Origin of the sequence: Pseudopedobacter beijingensis (assembly GCF_042678145.1) — a bacterium.
In the GTDB taxonomy this organism is placed as follows: Bacteria; Bacteroidota; Bacteroidia; order Sphingobacteriales; family Sphingobacteriaceae; genus Pseudopedobacter; species Pseudopedobacter beijingensis.
On sequence record NZ_JBHUDG010000041.1, the window covers coordinates 24,427 to 40,556 of the forward strand.

The 16,130-nt window shown below is 36.5% G+C and carries 10 protein-coding genes; 6 read left to right on the top strand and 4 right to left on the bottom strand.

Translation table 11 applies throughout. From position 1 onward, the window contains the following. Positions 1–12 precede the first annotated feature (12 nt). Both ACFSAH_RS14730 and ACFSAH_RS14735 read left to right on the top strand, forming a co-directional pair. On the top strand, positions 13–1,194 hold the full coding sequence (locus ACFSAH_RS14730) for a glycoside hydrolase family 88 protein (protein ID WP_379663497.1): 1,182 nt from the start codon (positions 13–15) through the stop codon (positions 1,192–1,194). 44 nt (positions 1,195–1,238) lie between these two features. Next, positions 1,239–3,959, top strand: a complete 2,721-nt coding sequence (locus tag ACFSAH_RS14735) for a family 78 glycoside hydrolase catalytic domain (RefSeq protein WP_379663498.1) — start codon at positions 1,239–1,241, stop codon at positions 3,957–3,959. A gap of 213 nt (positions 3,960–4,172) precedes the next feature. Here ACFSAH_RS14735 and ACFSAH_RS14740 read toward each other — a convergent pair whose 3' ends face one another. Then, the gene (locus ACFSAH_RS14740; RefSeq protein ID WP_379663499.1) at positions 4,173–5,081 is read right to left on the bottom strand and encodes a nucleotidyltransferase family protein; all 909 of its coding nucleotides are present in this window, start codon (positions 5,079–5,081) and stop codon (positions 4,173–4,175) included. A 379-nt stretch (positions 5,082–5,460) separates the two neighbouring features. Here ACFSAH_RS14740 and glmM point away from each other — a divergent pair, with 379 nt between their 5' ends. After that, positions 5,461–6,843 carry a phosphoglucosamine mutase gene (glmM, locus tag ACFSAH_RS14745; protein WP_379663500.1) on the top strand — a complete coding sequence of 461 codons (1,383 nt, stop codon included), beginning with the start codon at positions 5,461–5,463 and terminating at the stop codon, positions 6,841–6,843. Positions 6,844–6,999: 156 nt separating this feature from the next. On the opposite strand, the gene ACFSAH_RS14750 is transcribed toward glmM, so the two are convergent. Together ACFSAH_RS14750 and ACFSAH_RS14755 are read right to left on the bottom strand one after the other, a co-directional pair. Then, the gene (locus tag ACFSAH_RS14750) at positions 7,000–7,620 is read right to left on the bottom strand and encodes a hypothetical protein (RefSeq protein WP_379663501.1); all 621 of its coding nucleotides are present in this window, start codon (positions 7,618–7,620) and stop codon (positions 7,000–7,002) included. 898 nt (positions 7,621–8,518) lie between these two features. Next, a complete protein-coding gene (locus tag ACFSAH_RS14755; protein WP_379663502.1) occupies positions 8,519–8,749 on the bottom strand; it encodes a hypothetical protein in 231 nt (76 codons plus the stop codon). Between the two features lie 415 nt (positions 8,750–9,164). On the opposite strand from ACFSAH_RS14755, the gene galE reads away from it, so the two are divergent. The 3 genes from galE to ACFSAH_RS14770 all read left to right on the top strand — a co-directional run bounded on the left by galE (position 9,165) and on the right by ACFSAH_RS14770 (position 14,912). Continuing rightward, on the top strand, positions 9,165–10,196 hold the full coding sequence (galE, locus tag ACFSAH_RS14760) for a UDP-glucose 4-epimerase GalE (RefSeq protein ID WP_379663503.1): 1,032 nt from the start codon (positions 9,165–9,167) through the stop codon (positions 10,194–10,196). An 858-nt stretch (positions 10,197–11,054) separates the two neighbouring features. After that, a complete protein-coding gene (locus ACFSAH_RS14765) occupies positions 11,055–13,157 on the top strand; it encodes a T9SS type A sorting domain-containing protein (RefSeq protein WP_379663504.1) in 2,103 nt (700 codons plus the stop codon). A 339-nt stretch (positions 13,158–13,496) separates the two neighbouring features. Beyond that, positions 13,497–14,912 carry a 7TM diverse intracellular signaling domain-containing protein gene (locus tag ACFSAH_RS14770; RefSeq protein WP_379663505.1) on the top strand — a complete coding sequence of 472 codons (1,416 nt, stop codon included), beginning with the start codon at positions 13,497–13,499 and terminating at the stop codon, positions 14,910–14,912. A 739-nt stretch (positions 14,913–15,651) separates the two neighbouring features. Here the strand turns inward: ACFSAH_RS14770 and ACFSAH_RS14775 are convergent. Beyond that, positions 15,652–15,825 (bottom strand): hypothetical protein, encoded by a 174-nt coding sequence (locus tag ACFSAH_RS14775; RefSeq protein ID WP_379663506.1) that lies wholly within the window; start codon positions 15,823–15,825, stop codon positions 15,652–15,654. Positions 15,826–16,130 lie beyond the last annotated feature (305 nt).

A 16,130-nucleotide genomic window follows, 5' to 3' on the forward strand; every position in this document is an offset into this window, starting at 1 on the left:
CAAAATATAAAAATGAAATTCTTATTAAGCCTAGTTACTGCTTTAATGGCGGGAGTGTTAGCTTTTGCTCAGCCTAAAATAAACGTTCAGAAAGAAATAGAATTTGCTAAAGCACAATACGAATTGATGCTGAAAGCAAATACAGATATTACCAGGTTTCCCCAATCTATAAAAAAAGACGGAACACTGGATACCCGTAAAGCGCATTGGTGGTGCAGTGGTTTCTTTGGGGGAACTTTATGGTATATCTATGAATATTCTAAAGATAATAAATGGAAAGAAGCTGCAGAAAAATGGACAATGGCAGTAGAAAAAGAAAAAGATAATAATAGAACACACGATTTAGGTTTTATGCTGTACTGTCCGTTTGGTAATGGTTACCGTTTAACCAATAACGAAAAATACAAAGAGGTTATGTTAACCGGAGCAGAATCTTTATCGACACGTTTTGATGAGAAAGTGGGACTAATCAAATCATGGGATGACTGGGGAAGATACAAAGGGATGTACAATTACGTAGTAATTATAGATAACATGATGAATCTGGAATTCTTGTTATGGGCATCCAAAATCTCAGGAAATAAGAAATACTACGATATAAGTATTACGCATGCGGATAATACTATTAAAAACCATTTCAGAAAAGACTACAGTTCATATCATGTCGTGTGTTACGATAAAGATAACGGAAAAGTTGTAGCTAAAAGAACGGCTCAGGGTGCTTCTGATGAATCTGCATGGGCAAGAGGACAAGCGTGGGCATTGTATGGTTATACAATGATGTATAGAGAAACCGGACATGAAAAGTATTTAAAACAGGCAGAAAAAATAGCTAAGTTTATTATCAACCATCCAAATTTACCTTCAGACAAGGTACCTTATTGGGATTTTAATGCACCATATCTTCCCAACGAAGAAAGAGATGCCTCTGCGGCAACAATCATAGCTTCTGCTTTATTAGAACTTTCCAGCATAAAAAACAACAAAAAATATTTCAATCTAGCAGAAGAAATGTTGGTTAGCTTATCAAGTCCGGTTTATAAAAACGGACTAGGCGAAAATCATAATTTTATATTAAAACATTCGGTAGGTTCTAAGCCGGAAGGTACAGAAGTAAACACACCTCTTGTTTATGCTGATTATTATTATCTGGAAGCCTTGTTAAGATATGACAAGTTAGTTAATAAGAGATAACATGATTAAATCATACGAGTTTTATTTTGTTTAAACAGATAAAAATGATGAAATATATAAAGCCGATACTGTTTATTACTTTGCTTATTCCTTATTTGGCTTTTCCTAAAGGTATTGCCATCTATGATTTAAAATGTGAGTACTTTGATAATCCCGAAGCTATTTCTCAATTGAAACCGCGTTTAAGTTGGAAACTTGCTTCATCAAATAGAAATGTTATTCAAACCTATTACGAAATAAGGGTAGCAGCCGAAATTAAAAATCTGGACGATGATAATAAAGCAAGCTGGTATTCAGGGAAAATAAAATCAGATCAATCGATTAATGTCTCTTATAAAGGGGGAATATTGGATTCTGGTAAGAAATATTATTGGAAAGTGCGTATCTGGGATAATAAAGGGAATGCATCTGGTTGGAGTGATGTTAAATACTGGCGAATGGGAATTCTGGATACAACGGAGTGGAAAGCTAAATGGATTACGGTAATAGAAAAAGATAAGCAAAGGCCAAGTCCAATGTTGAGGAAAGAAATTACGCTGACTAAAAAGATAAAATCGGCAATTGCTTATATAACAGCCTTGGGTTTATACGAAGCTTATATAAATGGTGAAAAAATAGGGGATAGTTATTTTACACCCGGCTGGACCAGTTATGGGAAGAGGTTGCAGTATCAGGCATATGACGTGACTTCTCTGTTGAAAGCAGGAGAAAATGCAATAGGTACTATATTAGGTGATGGTTGGTACAGGGGTACTTTAGCCAGAAAAGGGAGGACTGATTTTTATGGAAAAGAGCTTGGCTTTTTTTTTCAGATGGAAATAGAGTATACAGATGGTAGCAAAGACAGAATAATTTCAGACGAAAGCTGGAAATATTCCTTTGGGCCAATACTTTCATCCAGTATTTACCATGGAGAAACCTATGATTCTCGTTTAGAAGAAACAAATTGGAATACAACTGATTTTACAAAAGATGCGGCTTGGAGTCATGTTAATTTGTTACACAGTACTAAATGGAATTTAGTTACTACTTTATCCCCTTCGGTAAGAAAAAAAGAAGAATTTAAGAGTCTTAAAGTAATTACTACACCTAAAGGAGAAAAAGTAATAGATTTTGGACAGAATTTAATAGGTTGGGTAAGAGTTAAAGCAGAAGGGGAAGCAGGTACAAAAATTACAATAAACCATGCAGAAGTATTGGATAAAGAAGGAAATTTTTACACGGCTAATTTAAGATCTGCTAAACAGGAAAATACTTATATCCTGAAGGGGAATGAGATAGAGGAATTTGAACCTCATTTTTCTTTTCAGGGATTCAGGTACATTAAAATAAGCGGATACCCAGGGGAAATAAATCCAGAGAACTTTATTGCTGTTGCTTTATATTCTGACATGCAGGCAACAGGGCAATTCAATACTTCAAATCCACTGATTAATCAATTGCAAAGTAATATCCAATGGGGGCAGAAAGGTAATTTTCTGGATGTACCTACCGATTGTCCGCAAAGGGATGAACGTTTGGGATGGACAGGTGATGCACAAGCATTTTTTAATACGGCAGCTTTTAATATGAATGTTGCCGGTTTTTTTAGAAAATGGCTACAAGATTTAAAAGCTGACCAAAGAAGTGATGGACATGTACCAGAAGTAATTCCAAATTTTTACGGAAATAGTTCATTTAGTGCGGCAGGATGGGGCGATGCTGCAACCATTATTCCGTGGCAATTTTATGTGGCTTATGCAGATACGCTAATATTGCAAGAGCAATACGAGAGTATGAAAGCCTGGGTGGGTTATATCCAGAAAGAAAGTGTAAACAATCTTTGGGTTAAAGTAGAAAGACATTACGGGGATTGGTTGTTTTTTTCTCCGTCAGATGATTTGTTTGGAAAAGCTGCTGTAACAGATAGAGCGTTAATAGCTCAGGCATTTTATGCATATTCTGTTCAGAATATAGTGCATACAGCTCGGGTATTGGGTTATACAGAAGATGAGGTAAAGTATACAGTACTTTTACAAAAAGTAAAAGATGCTTTTGTCAAAGAATACACTACCGAAACAGGAAAACTTACTTCCAATACGCAAACAGCTTATGTTTTGGCTCTTCATTTTAATCTACTTCCAGAACACATAAGACAACAAGCAGCAGAACGATTAGCTGATAACATAAAGACGTATGGACATATAACTACAGGCTTTTTAGGAACACCTTACATCTGTCATGTACTCAGTAGATTTGGTTATACAGATATAGCTTATGAATTGTTAATCAGAGATAAATATCCGTCATGGTTATATCCAATTACCAAGGGAGCAACAACTATATGGGAACGTTGGGATGGTATAAGGCCAGATGGTAGTTTTCAAAATGTTGCTATGAACTCTTTTAATCATTATGCCTATGGTGCCATAGGAGATTGGATGTATCGTAAAATTGCAGGAATTAATTCTGATGTTACACAACCGGGTTATAAGCATATCGTTATTTCTCCAGAAATAGGAGGAGGACTCACTTCTGCAATGGCATCACTGGAAACACTATATGGTACAGTAAAATCGGAATGGAAAATTATTGGTAAAGAAATAGAATTAAATATTCAAATACCGGTAAATACTACTGCTACAGTACATTTACCCTTTTCTCCAAAAAAAGAAGTATTGGAATCTGGTAATTCTTTAAAAAATCATAAATACATTAATGTAGTAGGAGAAAGAAAACTAAGCTTAGGGTCGGGTAATTATATGTTTAAATATTTTATTCAATAATTGTTGAGGAGGGTAGATTAATCGTTCTTTTAACAAGAAAAGTTTAATAAACTATTTTTTCCTGGTTTTTATTATAGGCTTATAGTCTATTTATTTTACCCTTAACTTTAAAAGTAGATACCAATCTGCAAAACAATCAAAAATTTGCAGATTGGTGTTTGTACTACTTTAAGTTTTTTCTGTTTTTGAGCTATTTAGCTCTTAAATATTTGTTTAACCCCACAAACTCTCAGGGTATAAGCCCTGTTCAACTAAAGCCAATAATTTCTTTTGGACAATAGGTTTATCTTCTTTATAAGTTACGCCAAACCAGGTAGAAGAAGTAGGCAACACGCTAAAAGAAACATCGCCCTCTTTAATTAACGCTTCGGCAATAGAAGGCAGGTAAAACTCAGCCGTACCATTCTCTTCATCATTATGTTTAACAAACTCTTTAAAAAGCTCAATACCCTTCTCAAAAACAGCAGGTGTATATCCCCAAAAGTTCATAGAAGCATAAGAATTTTCAGGAATAGGGTGGGTAGCACCATCTTCCTCAAAAACAATCTCGCCATTCTCTCTAAAAACCTTGGTGCGCTCTATAATTTCCTGCATAGTGCCTTGTTCCGTAGTTTGGAAAATACCTCTCGAAACCTTACCGTAATCAGATAAAGTTTTATCCACTTCGTATCCCATCAGGGCAAAGTTTTTATCAGTAACCTTATTTTTTAGAAAATCTATCATTTTCCCGAAAGCCTCGTAACCGTAAAAATCATCGGCATTAATAATGCAGAAAGGCTCGTTAATCTGGTCTTTTGCAGAGATTAAAGCATGGCCGGTACCCCATGGTTTCTGTCTGATAATTTCTTTGTTTATCCCAAATTTTTTAAGGTCAAAGTCCTGAAAAACATAGTCAGTCTCTATTTTACCCGCCAGTTTTTGGTCAAAAATTCTTTTAAACTCGTGGTGGTAATCCTTTTTAACAATGAAAGCAACTTTTTTGAAACCCGCTTTGATAGCATCATATATCGAATAATCGATAATAGTTTCCCCAGAAGGGCCAAAGCTGTCTACTTGTTTCAAGCTTCCGTACCTGCTGGCCATTCCGGCAGCAAGAATCAGTAATGTAGGCTCAGAATTCATGTCTATAATTTTGTGTGTCCGATAACGCAATAATACATAAAATTTGTCATTGCAAAAAATAAAATATTATATGTGTTCGGACACATCAATCATTTTTGTATATTTGAACAAAGAGAAACCGTCTTTTTGGATGCTTTTATTAGGCTATACAAGCAGGTACAGGTAATTTAACAAGAGGAGCGCAATTTTATAAAACAGGTAGCCATTATAGCCCCAAAAGTCTGGTAAATTCTCTAGGGTTTATCTTTATATAGAATGCGTAAGTTTGGAGCTTCTGAAATATTGATTCATTTTTGTTAAAGTAAGCATCAATCCTTTGGATTTTTTAATTTTGAGTTTTAACATTATAAATTCGTTCAAATAACATAAGTAACCTAAAATGACACTAATTAAATCTATCTCTGGTATCCGGGGAACCATTGGAGGAAAGGCGGGCGATGCGCTGACTCCGGTTGATATTGTGAAGTTTACTGCTTCTTTTGGGAAGTGGATTGTTTCTAAAACGGGCAATAATAAAATAGTAGTAGGCAGAGATGCGCGTATTTCGGGCGAAATGGTGCGTAACCTGGTGGTAGGTACTTTACAAAGTATAGGGGTAGACGTGGTTGATTTAGGTTTGTCTACCACACCAACGGTAGAAATTGCCGTTCCGGAAGAAAACGCTGGCGGCGGTATTATATTAACCGCAAGTCATAACCCCAAACAGTGGAACGCCCTAAAATTGTTAAATAATAAAGGCGAGTTCATTAGCGATCAGGACGGGAAAGAGGTATTGGCTTTGGCAGAAGATACTGATATTTCTTTTGCAGATGTAGATGATTTGGGTAACGTGGTTTACGATGAATCGTACTTACAAAAACATATAGATAAGGTATTAGAACTGTCTTTGGTGGATGTAGCCGCTATTAGCGCTGCAAAATTTAAGGTGGCGGTAGATGCTGTAAACTCTACCGGAGGTATATTTGTGCCGGCTTTATTGAAGGCTTTGGGCGTAGAAACGGTGTACGAATTGTACTGCGAGCCTAACGGACATTTTCCGCATAACCCAGAACCATTGCCAGAGCATTTAACCGAAATTTCTAAAGTGGTTAAAGAAAACAAGGCTGATTTAGGGATTGTGGTAGATCCGGATGTAGACCGTTTGTGCTTTGTAAATGAAGACGGAACCATGTTTGGCGAAGAGTATACCTTGGTAGCCGTGGCAGATTATGTGGTAAGGAACACACCGGGAAATACGGTTTCTAACCTGTCGTCTACAAGGGCGTTAAGGGATGTTACCGAACAGGCGGGGCAGCAATACAACGCTGCTGCGGTAGGTGAGGTAAATGTGGTTAATAAAATGAAAGAAACCCATGCGGTTATTGGCGGCGAAGGAAACGGTGGAATTATCTATCCGGAATCTCATTACGGAAGAGATGCCCTGGTTGGTATCGGTTTGTTTTTAACCCATTTGGCAAAATCGGGTAAAAGCATGACGGAAATGCGGGCCAGCTATCCGGCTTATTTTATTTCTAAGAATAAGATTGAGCTGGAAGCAGGTATGGATATTGATGGTTTGTTGGTTAAAATACAAGAAAAGTATAAAGACCAGCCTGTAAATACTATTGACGGGGTAAAGATAGAATTTGGTAAACAATGGGTGCACTTAAGAAAATCTAATACCGAGCCTATTATCAGAATTTATTCTGAATCATCTTCTGAAGCGGAAGCCAATGAGCTGGCAGAGAAAGTGATTGCTGATATTAAAGCCATTTTAGGCTAAACAATATAGGATAGGGCAGAGGAATAACCTGTCCATCAATCCCTCTCTTTCTTTACCGCAAGGTACTTTTGAAAGAGAGGGATTTTTTTGTGCTGCCCATAAACCCTTTTTCTTGAAGTTTAGCAGGGTTTATGCTGTTATCCAAATGGCTAAAACTCATTGTACAATTCTCGAAAGCGTATTAGAAGAAATCTCCTGTCCTTTAGAGCCAATAGCTTTGGTACGGGCATAAACGCGACGTCCGCTGACAATATTTCTGAAAACGTGGTTTCTGGAAGAACTGGCTTCCGATTTCCATACCGTATTTTCAGTCAGTTCATCCTCCGTATATTCATGCACATAAGACAAAGCATTAGTAGCTCCGGTGCAGGTCAGCCTAATCTCTCCGCTATTGGCACCATCTAAAACCTTGAAGTTTTTTGGAGGAGATATTTGCGGAGAACTTCCAGTGTTAGATGAAACATCAAAACCACTGCTAATCAATCGGCTTTTGTCGTTAAAAGCCTGCGATTCTATATTTACTGCCAGTTCTTGCAGCAAATTCAATAAAAGCTTTCTGATGGCATTTTTATTGGCTATCTGCGACCTTTCGCCCGTTTTAGCCTTATTTAATGCAATAGAATAACTATTGCTAAGTGTGGCAAGGTCTTCTACAGGTGGCGTAGTTGTCGGAAAGTTAGCATTGTCCGTAAGGTTTTCTACAATAAGTTTAGCCTTAAAGTCCAGTTGCACATCGTTGTACTTACCATAATTGGTGATAATTCTGTCTTTTCTCATAATATAATCCTTTTAGTTTTTATGAATATAAGGCTGTTATACAGTGTTTTGCAAAATATAGGGAGCCGGACTAAGCCAGATTGAGCCATTTTGTCCCTCGGTGAGCTTCCGTTGTCTAAACTGATCCAAAATGCTCATTATTAGTCTTTTTTATGCTGATTTATCTTTTGAGTTTATGTGATATGAGTTTTGGTTAAGTTGATGGGGTTAAAGACGGAGTTGTAGGGTAGCAACTTCGGGTTGTTAGGTAACAACTTCTAGTTGTAAGGCAACAACTCCGGGTTGTAGGCGGGCAACTTCTAGTTGTAGGGGAGCAATTCTGGGTTGTAAGGTAAAAACTTCTGGTTGTAGAGTGACAATTTCTGGTTGTAAGGTGGTAACTTCTGATTGTTGAGTTACATCTTGGAGTTGAAGGGTGTGGTTTTGATGGTTGATGGTTTATAGTCCATAGTCCATGGTTTGTAATAACGCAAAACCCATTGCTAAGTACGCCCTTTGGCCTCCTAAAATTAGCGTTAAGAAAACCTGCGGAGTAAGCGTTAAAAACAAAATGCTGTTTGAGCGCAGCGAGTTCATTTTGTTTAGCGAACGCAGCTTGGTTTTTAGCTCATTTTGGGTAGCCTTGATTTATTCATTAGTTTTTATTGTTTTTTGGTATTCATGAACTCGCAAGCTCGTTTTTTTGGTACTTTTTGTATCAAGACAAAATGCCTTAGCATTCTTGAGAGCCTTAAACAACAATAAACAATATTCGAAAAAAAGGACTAGGCCAGCCGCCGGCTATGAGGCGGAAGACACTTAAATATATAAGTAAAGCCTAAGTTATTAAGAAAAAAACTATGTAAACCAGTTAGGTTTAATAGTCCATAGTTATCAAAGTTCATCATTAAAAAAAACATCACACCAACAACCCCATCCCTCTTCTATTCCTTTGTATCATATCAATAGTATCTTCTAAAGACATATTGATATAATCCCGTAAATGATACACCGTCAGGTATTGCCCTCGTTTAAGATCAAAAAACTTTTTGATTTTAGAGTAGCGGTATTTCGCTCCGCTTTTATTAACATTAAATATCCCCATCAGATCATAAGGATAGATTACTAAGTGGGTATAGTTTTCTTCCATAATTAGAATGGTTTAAGTTTTTAATTGGTTTTAAAGAGTTAATATATGAGTATTTTTTTTAAACCAAAAAGAAAAACGGGAAAATATTTATCTTTTATGTAGAATAAAGTTGTTTTTAACGATGTTTTTATGTTTGTGTTTACCTCTATTTTAAGTCTGTTCTTATAATCTGTTGCCCGTTTTGGGAACCAAAAAACTATCGTGTTTTCCAATCAAGTTTTAAAATTAATTCATCCATATTGATCTGACCACCCTGGCAGGTTATTATAGACGTTTAATTCAGTGTTTTACGTACACCCATCGTTATTTCTATTGTATCTTAATTGCTGTAATCAAACGTTTGCGTTGGCTTTGTTACCTGTCTGTTATACTGTTTTAGGTAATTTCATCCTTAGGAAAATAAAAGAAATCACAGATGGATAACAACAGGATTTTGGTTACCGGCGGAACCGGATATATAGGTTCGCATACGGTAGTAGAACTTCAGAAAAAAGGATACGAAGTTATTATTGTAGACAATCTTTCCAATTCGGATAAATCAGTACTAGATCGTATAGAAAAAATATCAGGAGTACGTCCCGGTTTTTTAGAGATCGATCTTGCCGATGAAAAAGCAGTTTTAGATCTGGTTAAAAACAAACTGGCCGATGTAGATAAAGTCATTCATTTTGCAGCATATAAAGCAGTAGAAGAGTCGGTAAGAGAACCATTAAAATACTATAGAAACAACTTTTATTCATTAATAAACCTGTTAACCGCTTTTTCTGGCAGAAAAGTAAAGTTTGTCTTTTCTTCGTCCTGTACAGTGTATGGCGAACCTGATGAATTACCAGTGTCTGAACAAGCTCCGGTAAAAAAAGCTACTTCTCCGTATGGAAATACCAAACAGGTTGCCGAAGAAATTTTGGAAGAAACAGCAGCGGCCAAAGACAACTATCGGATTATTTCTTTAAGATATTTTAATCCTGTAGGTGCACATTCATCAGCAATGATTGGCGAGCTACCCAAAGGTGTGCCACAAAACCTGGTTCCGTTTATTACCCAAAGTGCCATTGGAAAACGGGGCGAGATTACCGTTTTTGGTAATGACTACGATACGCCGGACGGCAGCTGTATCAGAGATTTTATCCATGTAGTAGATTTAGCAAAAGCCCATGTGGCAGCCATCGAACGATTGGAAGTGGCAACAACAAAATACGAAGTATTTAATGCAGGCACAGGTACAGGATTTTCTGTATTGCAATTGCTAAAAGCGTTTGAAGAAGCTACCGGAGTAAAACCTCAGTATAAAATAGGAGGCAGAAGGGCTGGCGATATTATTAAGGTTTGGGGAAATGTAAGCAAAGCAGAACAGGAACTAAACTGGAAAACAGAACTTTCTATAGAAGAGATGATGAGATCTGCCTGGGAATGGGAAAAATATATTAAAGAAAACGGGATTTCTTAAGGTGGAGATAAGATAAGTCTCTTTGTTGATTACTCCCTTAAGATGATACTTTTTGAAAAGATAAACCACACATTTTAAGTTAGGCAGACTTATTGTCTGTGCTTCCTAATGTAAGAAATAAGGTATAGCCATAATGGGCAAAACTTTATTTCTTACATTTCTAATAATATATTCTGCAAACGCTATATCAAAAATTAAAACCCAATTGATTTTATACTTAGCATTAGGCTAAAAGTTTGCGGGGGTATAACTACAGGTCGTTTTTAACTACGAAAGTTAATTCCGTTTTATTGGAATAGTTTCCACAATGTAATTTTTAGCCATAACGTTATTCTTTATTGATTTTTAGATGAAAAATAAGAGTCTGTTTAAAAATGAGATAAATAAAATACAGTGGTAAAAGAGACTGCTTCGTTCCTCGCAGTGACGCTCCTATTTTTGTCATCGTAAGTTTGTAGAAAAGGATTTGGATTAGGTTTAACAAGATCCAGTAAAAGAGAGGGAATAAGACTTTAGTCTGTCATTAGTCCTTAAAGACTCTTCGCAATGCTAGTCCCCCTCTCTTATTCTTGTCACGAACTTGGACAGTTCATTAGGCCTTAGGAGCCTGCTTTCACGATTGATAAGTCATTACGAACGGAGTGAAGCAATCTCAACAACTATAATAATTATTGAATGAAATTTAAACAAGCTCTAATAGTACGGGACTGTGCTTTTATATACAAGAGAATAAGCTGACGCTTAGACAAAAGTATTTACCAAACAAAACTGCTATTTGTTTGTTGCCCGTTATATATCATCTATCGTATCTAACGATAAACAAAAACGCTTTAACAAGCAACAAAACAAATATTCACTATGAAAAAACAATTATTTAAAAAACTTTCTACCTTATGCATTGCATTAGTATTAATAACATACTCGGCAATAGCACAGTTATCTCCAGCATTTAATACTATTTACGTAAAAGAAAATGGGACGGGTGATGGTTCTGACTGGAGCAATGCTACCAGTTTAGCTATTGCTTTGAAATGGGCACAGCATAATGAGGGATCACTTTTATGGGATGCTGCTAATCCTTTAAAAATATATGTAGCTAAAGGAGTATATAAACCAAGTGTAAATCCCACAAGTAATACGGAGGATTTGGGAAATCCAGATGTAACCTTCCTATTAGTAAAAGATGTACAGGTGTACGGTGGTTTTCCTGATAATGGAAATCCTACTTTTAGCGATCGTAATTGGGCGACTAACGAAACCATACTCAGTGGTGATTTGTTGGGTAACGATGGACCAAATTTTACCAACGATGAAGATAACGTTTATCATGTAGTAGTTTCTGTAGATGATGTAGGTACTGCTTTACTGGACGGCTTCACCATTACCGGAGGTAAGGAGGAAACTATTGGCTCAATATTGGTTAATGGGAAAAGCGTATATAGGAATGCAGGAGGAGGGATATATAATACATCTTCTTCGCCTGAATTAACAAACCTGGTTATCAAAGGAAATAAGGCCAGAGGTGGCGGTGGAATCAGTAATAATAACTCTTCGCCTATATTGACAAATGTTAGCATTCATGATAATATAGCTTCAGGTGCAGGGGGAGGAATGGGAAATAGTAATTCTTCTCCAGAATTGATTAATGTAAATTTTTATAATAATAGATCAGGTACAAGCGGTGGAGCAATAGGTAATTACAACTCTTCTCCTAAGCTAACCAACGTGATTATTGATAATAATGAGTCTGGGAGCTCTGGCGGAGGGATACATAATAGTAGTAATTCTTCTCCAGAATTGACTAATGTAACTATTAGAGGGAATAAAGCCAGTTATGGTGGTGCCATGTATAACTTAAGCAATTCTTCCCCTATTTTAACCAATGTACTTATTAGTGGTAATTCAGGAAATGTTACCGGGGGAATTATTAATAACACTTCTTCTTCACCCATTTTAACTAACGTAACCATTAGTGGAAATAAAGGCGCAGGGCTCACTAATTATAGCGCTTCTTATCCTATTCTGAAAAATAGTATTATATGGGGAAACGGAACTGTTTCATTTATTGATATTGGCGAAGTTGATCCGGAGGAAGGGGACGCTGACGAAAGAGTTTATACACCTGCTGCATCCAGTAGCAATAACCTGGTTGAAGGTAGTCCACTTGGAAATATAAGCGGTATACCTTCAGGTCTTACAGCTTCTGATATTTTTGTTGCTCCGCAAGGTGTAGGTGTGGTACCTACCACTGCCGGCGATTATACGCTACTAACCACTAGTATAGCCGTAAATGCAGGAGGTAATGCTTTGTATGCTAATTTAGATGAAAACACTAAAGATTTAGCTGGTAACCCACGTGTATATAGATATAATGATGCAGGTATTATAGATTTAGGCGCTTATGAGCTACAGACAGAACCTACCTTGCCAGTATCGTTAATAGATTTTACTGCAAAAACAGAAGGAAAGGCAGTAAATTTGAAATGGTGGACAGCATTAGAAAATAATAACAGAGAGTTTATTATTTACCGAAGTAATGATGGGCAGACCTTTACCGTGTTAAACAGCGTTGCCGGTGCCGGAAACTCTTCTGCTATCCAAAACTATTCTTATGATGATGAAAATCCTCTCCATGGAGTTAACTATTATAAGTTGGTGCAGGTAGACAGAAACGGTAAACCTAAGGAACTGGGCGTAAGAACAGCAAACTTCTCGTTAGACGGTGCTAACTTTTTGTTTTCGCCTAACCCCACAGAAGATATTATAAATATTAGTTTTGATAAAGGGCAATACCGCATGTTAAACCTTACAGATTTAAACGGAAAACTATTGCAGCAAATCCAGATAAATCCGGGTGAGGGTAGTTTGGTAGTCTCTTTAGGGAGTTACCCTACAGGTATTTATCTGTTACATTTAGATGGAGATAAAGGTAAGGTAACCAAAAAAGTAGTTAGAAAGTAAGTTGTTTTTATAGGGCTGTTTCTTGTGTTTTTTAAGGGAATATAAGAAGCAGCCCCATCTTTATAGGGTATATTAAATCCAATCCAAAACTATAATATAACCAGCTTTTTCTCGTGAAATCCTCTCCGGGTACATCATCCTAACTTTATCAGATAAGAATTAATTGTATCAGCAATATTCTTATTTTAGGTGCTGTTTTATAAAATAGTATTGTTCAAAATCCTGTAATCCCTTAAGCAAGAAGTCCACAGATTAGAAAATAACAACCATAATCAAAGAATAACCTTATATTTGACAGCTTACAATTAATAGTTAGTTTAGGATAAACAGTAGACTATCTTGAATAAATTTTTCTTTGTTTTTTATTTTACTATCTCGCTATTATCGTTAAAACTATCTGCACAGGTAAGATTCGAACGATCATGGTATTATACTGCCGTTGATACGGTAGCTCCACAAAATATCAATCAGCAACACTTTAATCCACTAAAAGGGTCTAACGATAACCCACCCTTTCACAATCAGGGAGTCTATTGGTTTAAATTGGATATAGACCATAAACATTCTGCAGACGATTTGATTATAGGTATTAAAAATCCTCATTTAGATTCCGTTTTCTTATATCAGTCTATAAATGGAGAAATTATAGCTACCGATACAGCAGGTAATAATTTCAGAAACAATAAAAGCTATTTACGTTATGTACGATTTAAAATAACAGGAAATACAGCTACCGTGTGGTTGAAAACACATTTAAAAAAAGAAATACTATTTCCAGTAACAATAAATACAGTCCCTGCCTTTTATAAAGCAGAAAGCCTTAGCTTTTTAAAACTAGGAATTTATTATGGTATTGCAACCCTGGTTTTAATCGTAAACCTGGTACTTTATTTTGGGTTTAAAGAACCTAAATTTCTGTATTATAGTATACTTGTTTTTATGGTAGCCCTTTTATATGGCTATGCAGATGGACTTTATGTTCTGATAAGTAACAACCCCGTATGGCTTAATTATGCCAGTTTACCCGTTATGCTGGGGGCAACTATTGCAACAGTTATCTTTTCAATAAAATTTTTAGAACTTGATAATAAATACATTCACCTATTTAGAGTAAGTGCAGCCTTATTAATAATAATGGCGCTCTGCTTTTTAGCTTACCTGATTTTTGATTGGACAGGGGCCTGTATATTAGGGAATATGGTACTCCCCTTACTATTAACCATGTATTGGCTAGTAGCCCTATTTCGATTTAAAAAACATACAGCGGCCCGTTTTTTTGTATTTGCCTCCACATTATCTTTGGTGTTTACACTTAATTTTTTCGTATTCCGGTTTATAGCACCTAATTATCTGAACCTGATGCCGGGCGAGCTGAAAATTGCTAATATCCTGCAAATGCTTATTTTAAGTATAGGGATTTACCACAGGGTAAAAAAACTGCATAAAGAGCATGCCTTTTATAGAGAAGAAATTCAGCGTTATCTAAAAGAGCAACCAACAACAGAATATCCGGCAGAAAAAGATAACGAACAAGTGCATAATGTATTTATCCAATTACAAGACCAATTTGGGTTAAGCGAACGGGAAATAGATGTTCTTAAGTTACTTGTCGAAGGATTGACCAATCAGCAAATTGGAGAAAAATTATACCTTTCAGCTAACACCGTTAAATTTCATATCCGTAATATTTACCTGAAAATGGATATCAATAATCGGGCACAAGCCGTAAACAAAATACACGGAGTAGCAGGTTAATTGTTTAGCCGTTTTTTGTGAATAGACTAGGAACGATAAACAAATTGTTTCATACTTGTCGCTATGCGCTTCAAAAAGAGATCGGGTCGGATAATGTACCTATCAATGAATTGTCTTTTTTTATTGCAAACCATGGACTATTGACTATGAACCAAAAGCTATACACCATATCAAGCCAAAGCAAAAACAACCGTTTACCTAAAATTCGGCCTTGGCCTTTGCGGCAATTACAGGCAAGCCTCTAGCATCAACTTTAATAGCAAAGGGCGTAGCCGAGGGTTTTGGTAACTTTTGCGGAAAAAGTTACTAGGGCTCGGCCCGCCTATGAGGGCCGGAAAGCTATGTGCGCAAATGCCAAAGCATTCAAGTAACCAAACCTAACTGGCAGATTGCAAAGTTTTTTTCTTAATAACTTAGGCTTTGCTTATATATTTAAGTGTCTTCCGCCTCATAGCCGGCGGCTGGCCTAGTTCTTTTTTCGAATATTATTTATTGTTGTTTAAGGCTCTCAAGAATGCTAAGGCATTTTCTCTTGAAAGAAAAGAACCAAAAGTTCAAGGCTACCCAAAATGAGCTAAAAACCAAGCTACGTTCGCTAAACAAAATGAACTCACTTCGCTCAAACAGCATTTTGTTTTTAACGCTTACTCCACAGGTTTTCTTAACGCTAATTTTAGGAGGCCAAAGAGCGTACTTAGCAATGGGTTGTCTTGCGTTATTGCAAACCATGGTCTATGGACTATGGACCAAAAGCTATGCACCATATCAAGCCAAAGCAAAAACAACCGTTTACCTTAAATTCGGCCTTGGCCTTTGCGGCAATTACAGGCAAGCCTCTAGCATAATCTTTAATAGCAAAGGGCGTAGCCGAGAGTTTTTGGATACTTTTTGCGGAAACATGCGAAGCATTCATGAAAGCCTTTAAAAGGCAAATAAAAACTATGAATAAAAGTATCTAGGGTATGGCCCGCCTATGAGGGCCGGAAAGGTATGCGCGTAAATGCCATATATAGGGCGTATATTTAGGCGTCTTCCGTCTCATAGCCGGCGGCTGGCCTAGTCCTTTTTTTCGAATATTGTTTATTGTTGTTTAAGGCTCTCAAGAATGCTAAGTGGAATTGCAACTTAAAAGTGGAGACTTTTTATGCTACTAATTTCTGTTTTTTCCGATAGAACATTTCCATTTCATTAGGCGTTCTATATCCAATTGCAGAATGT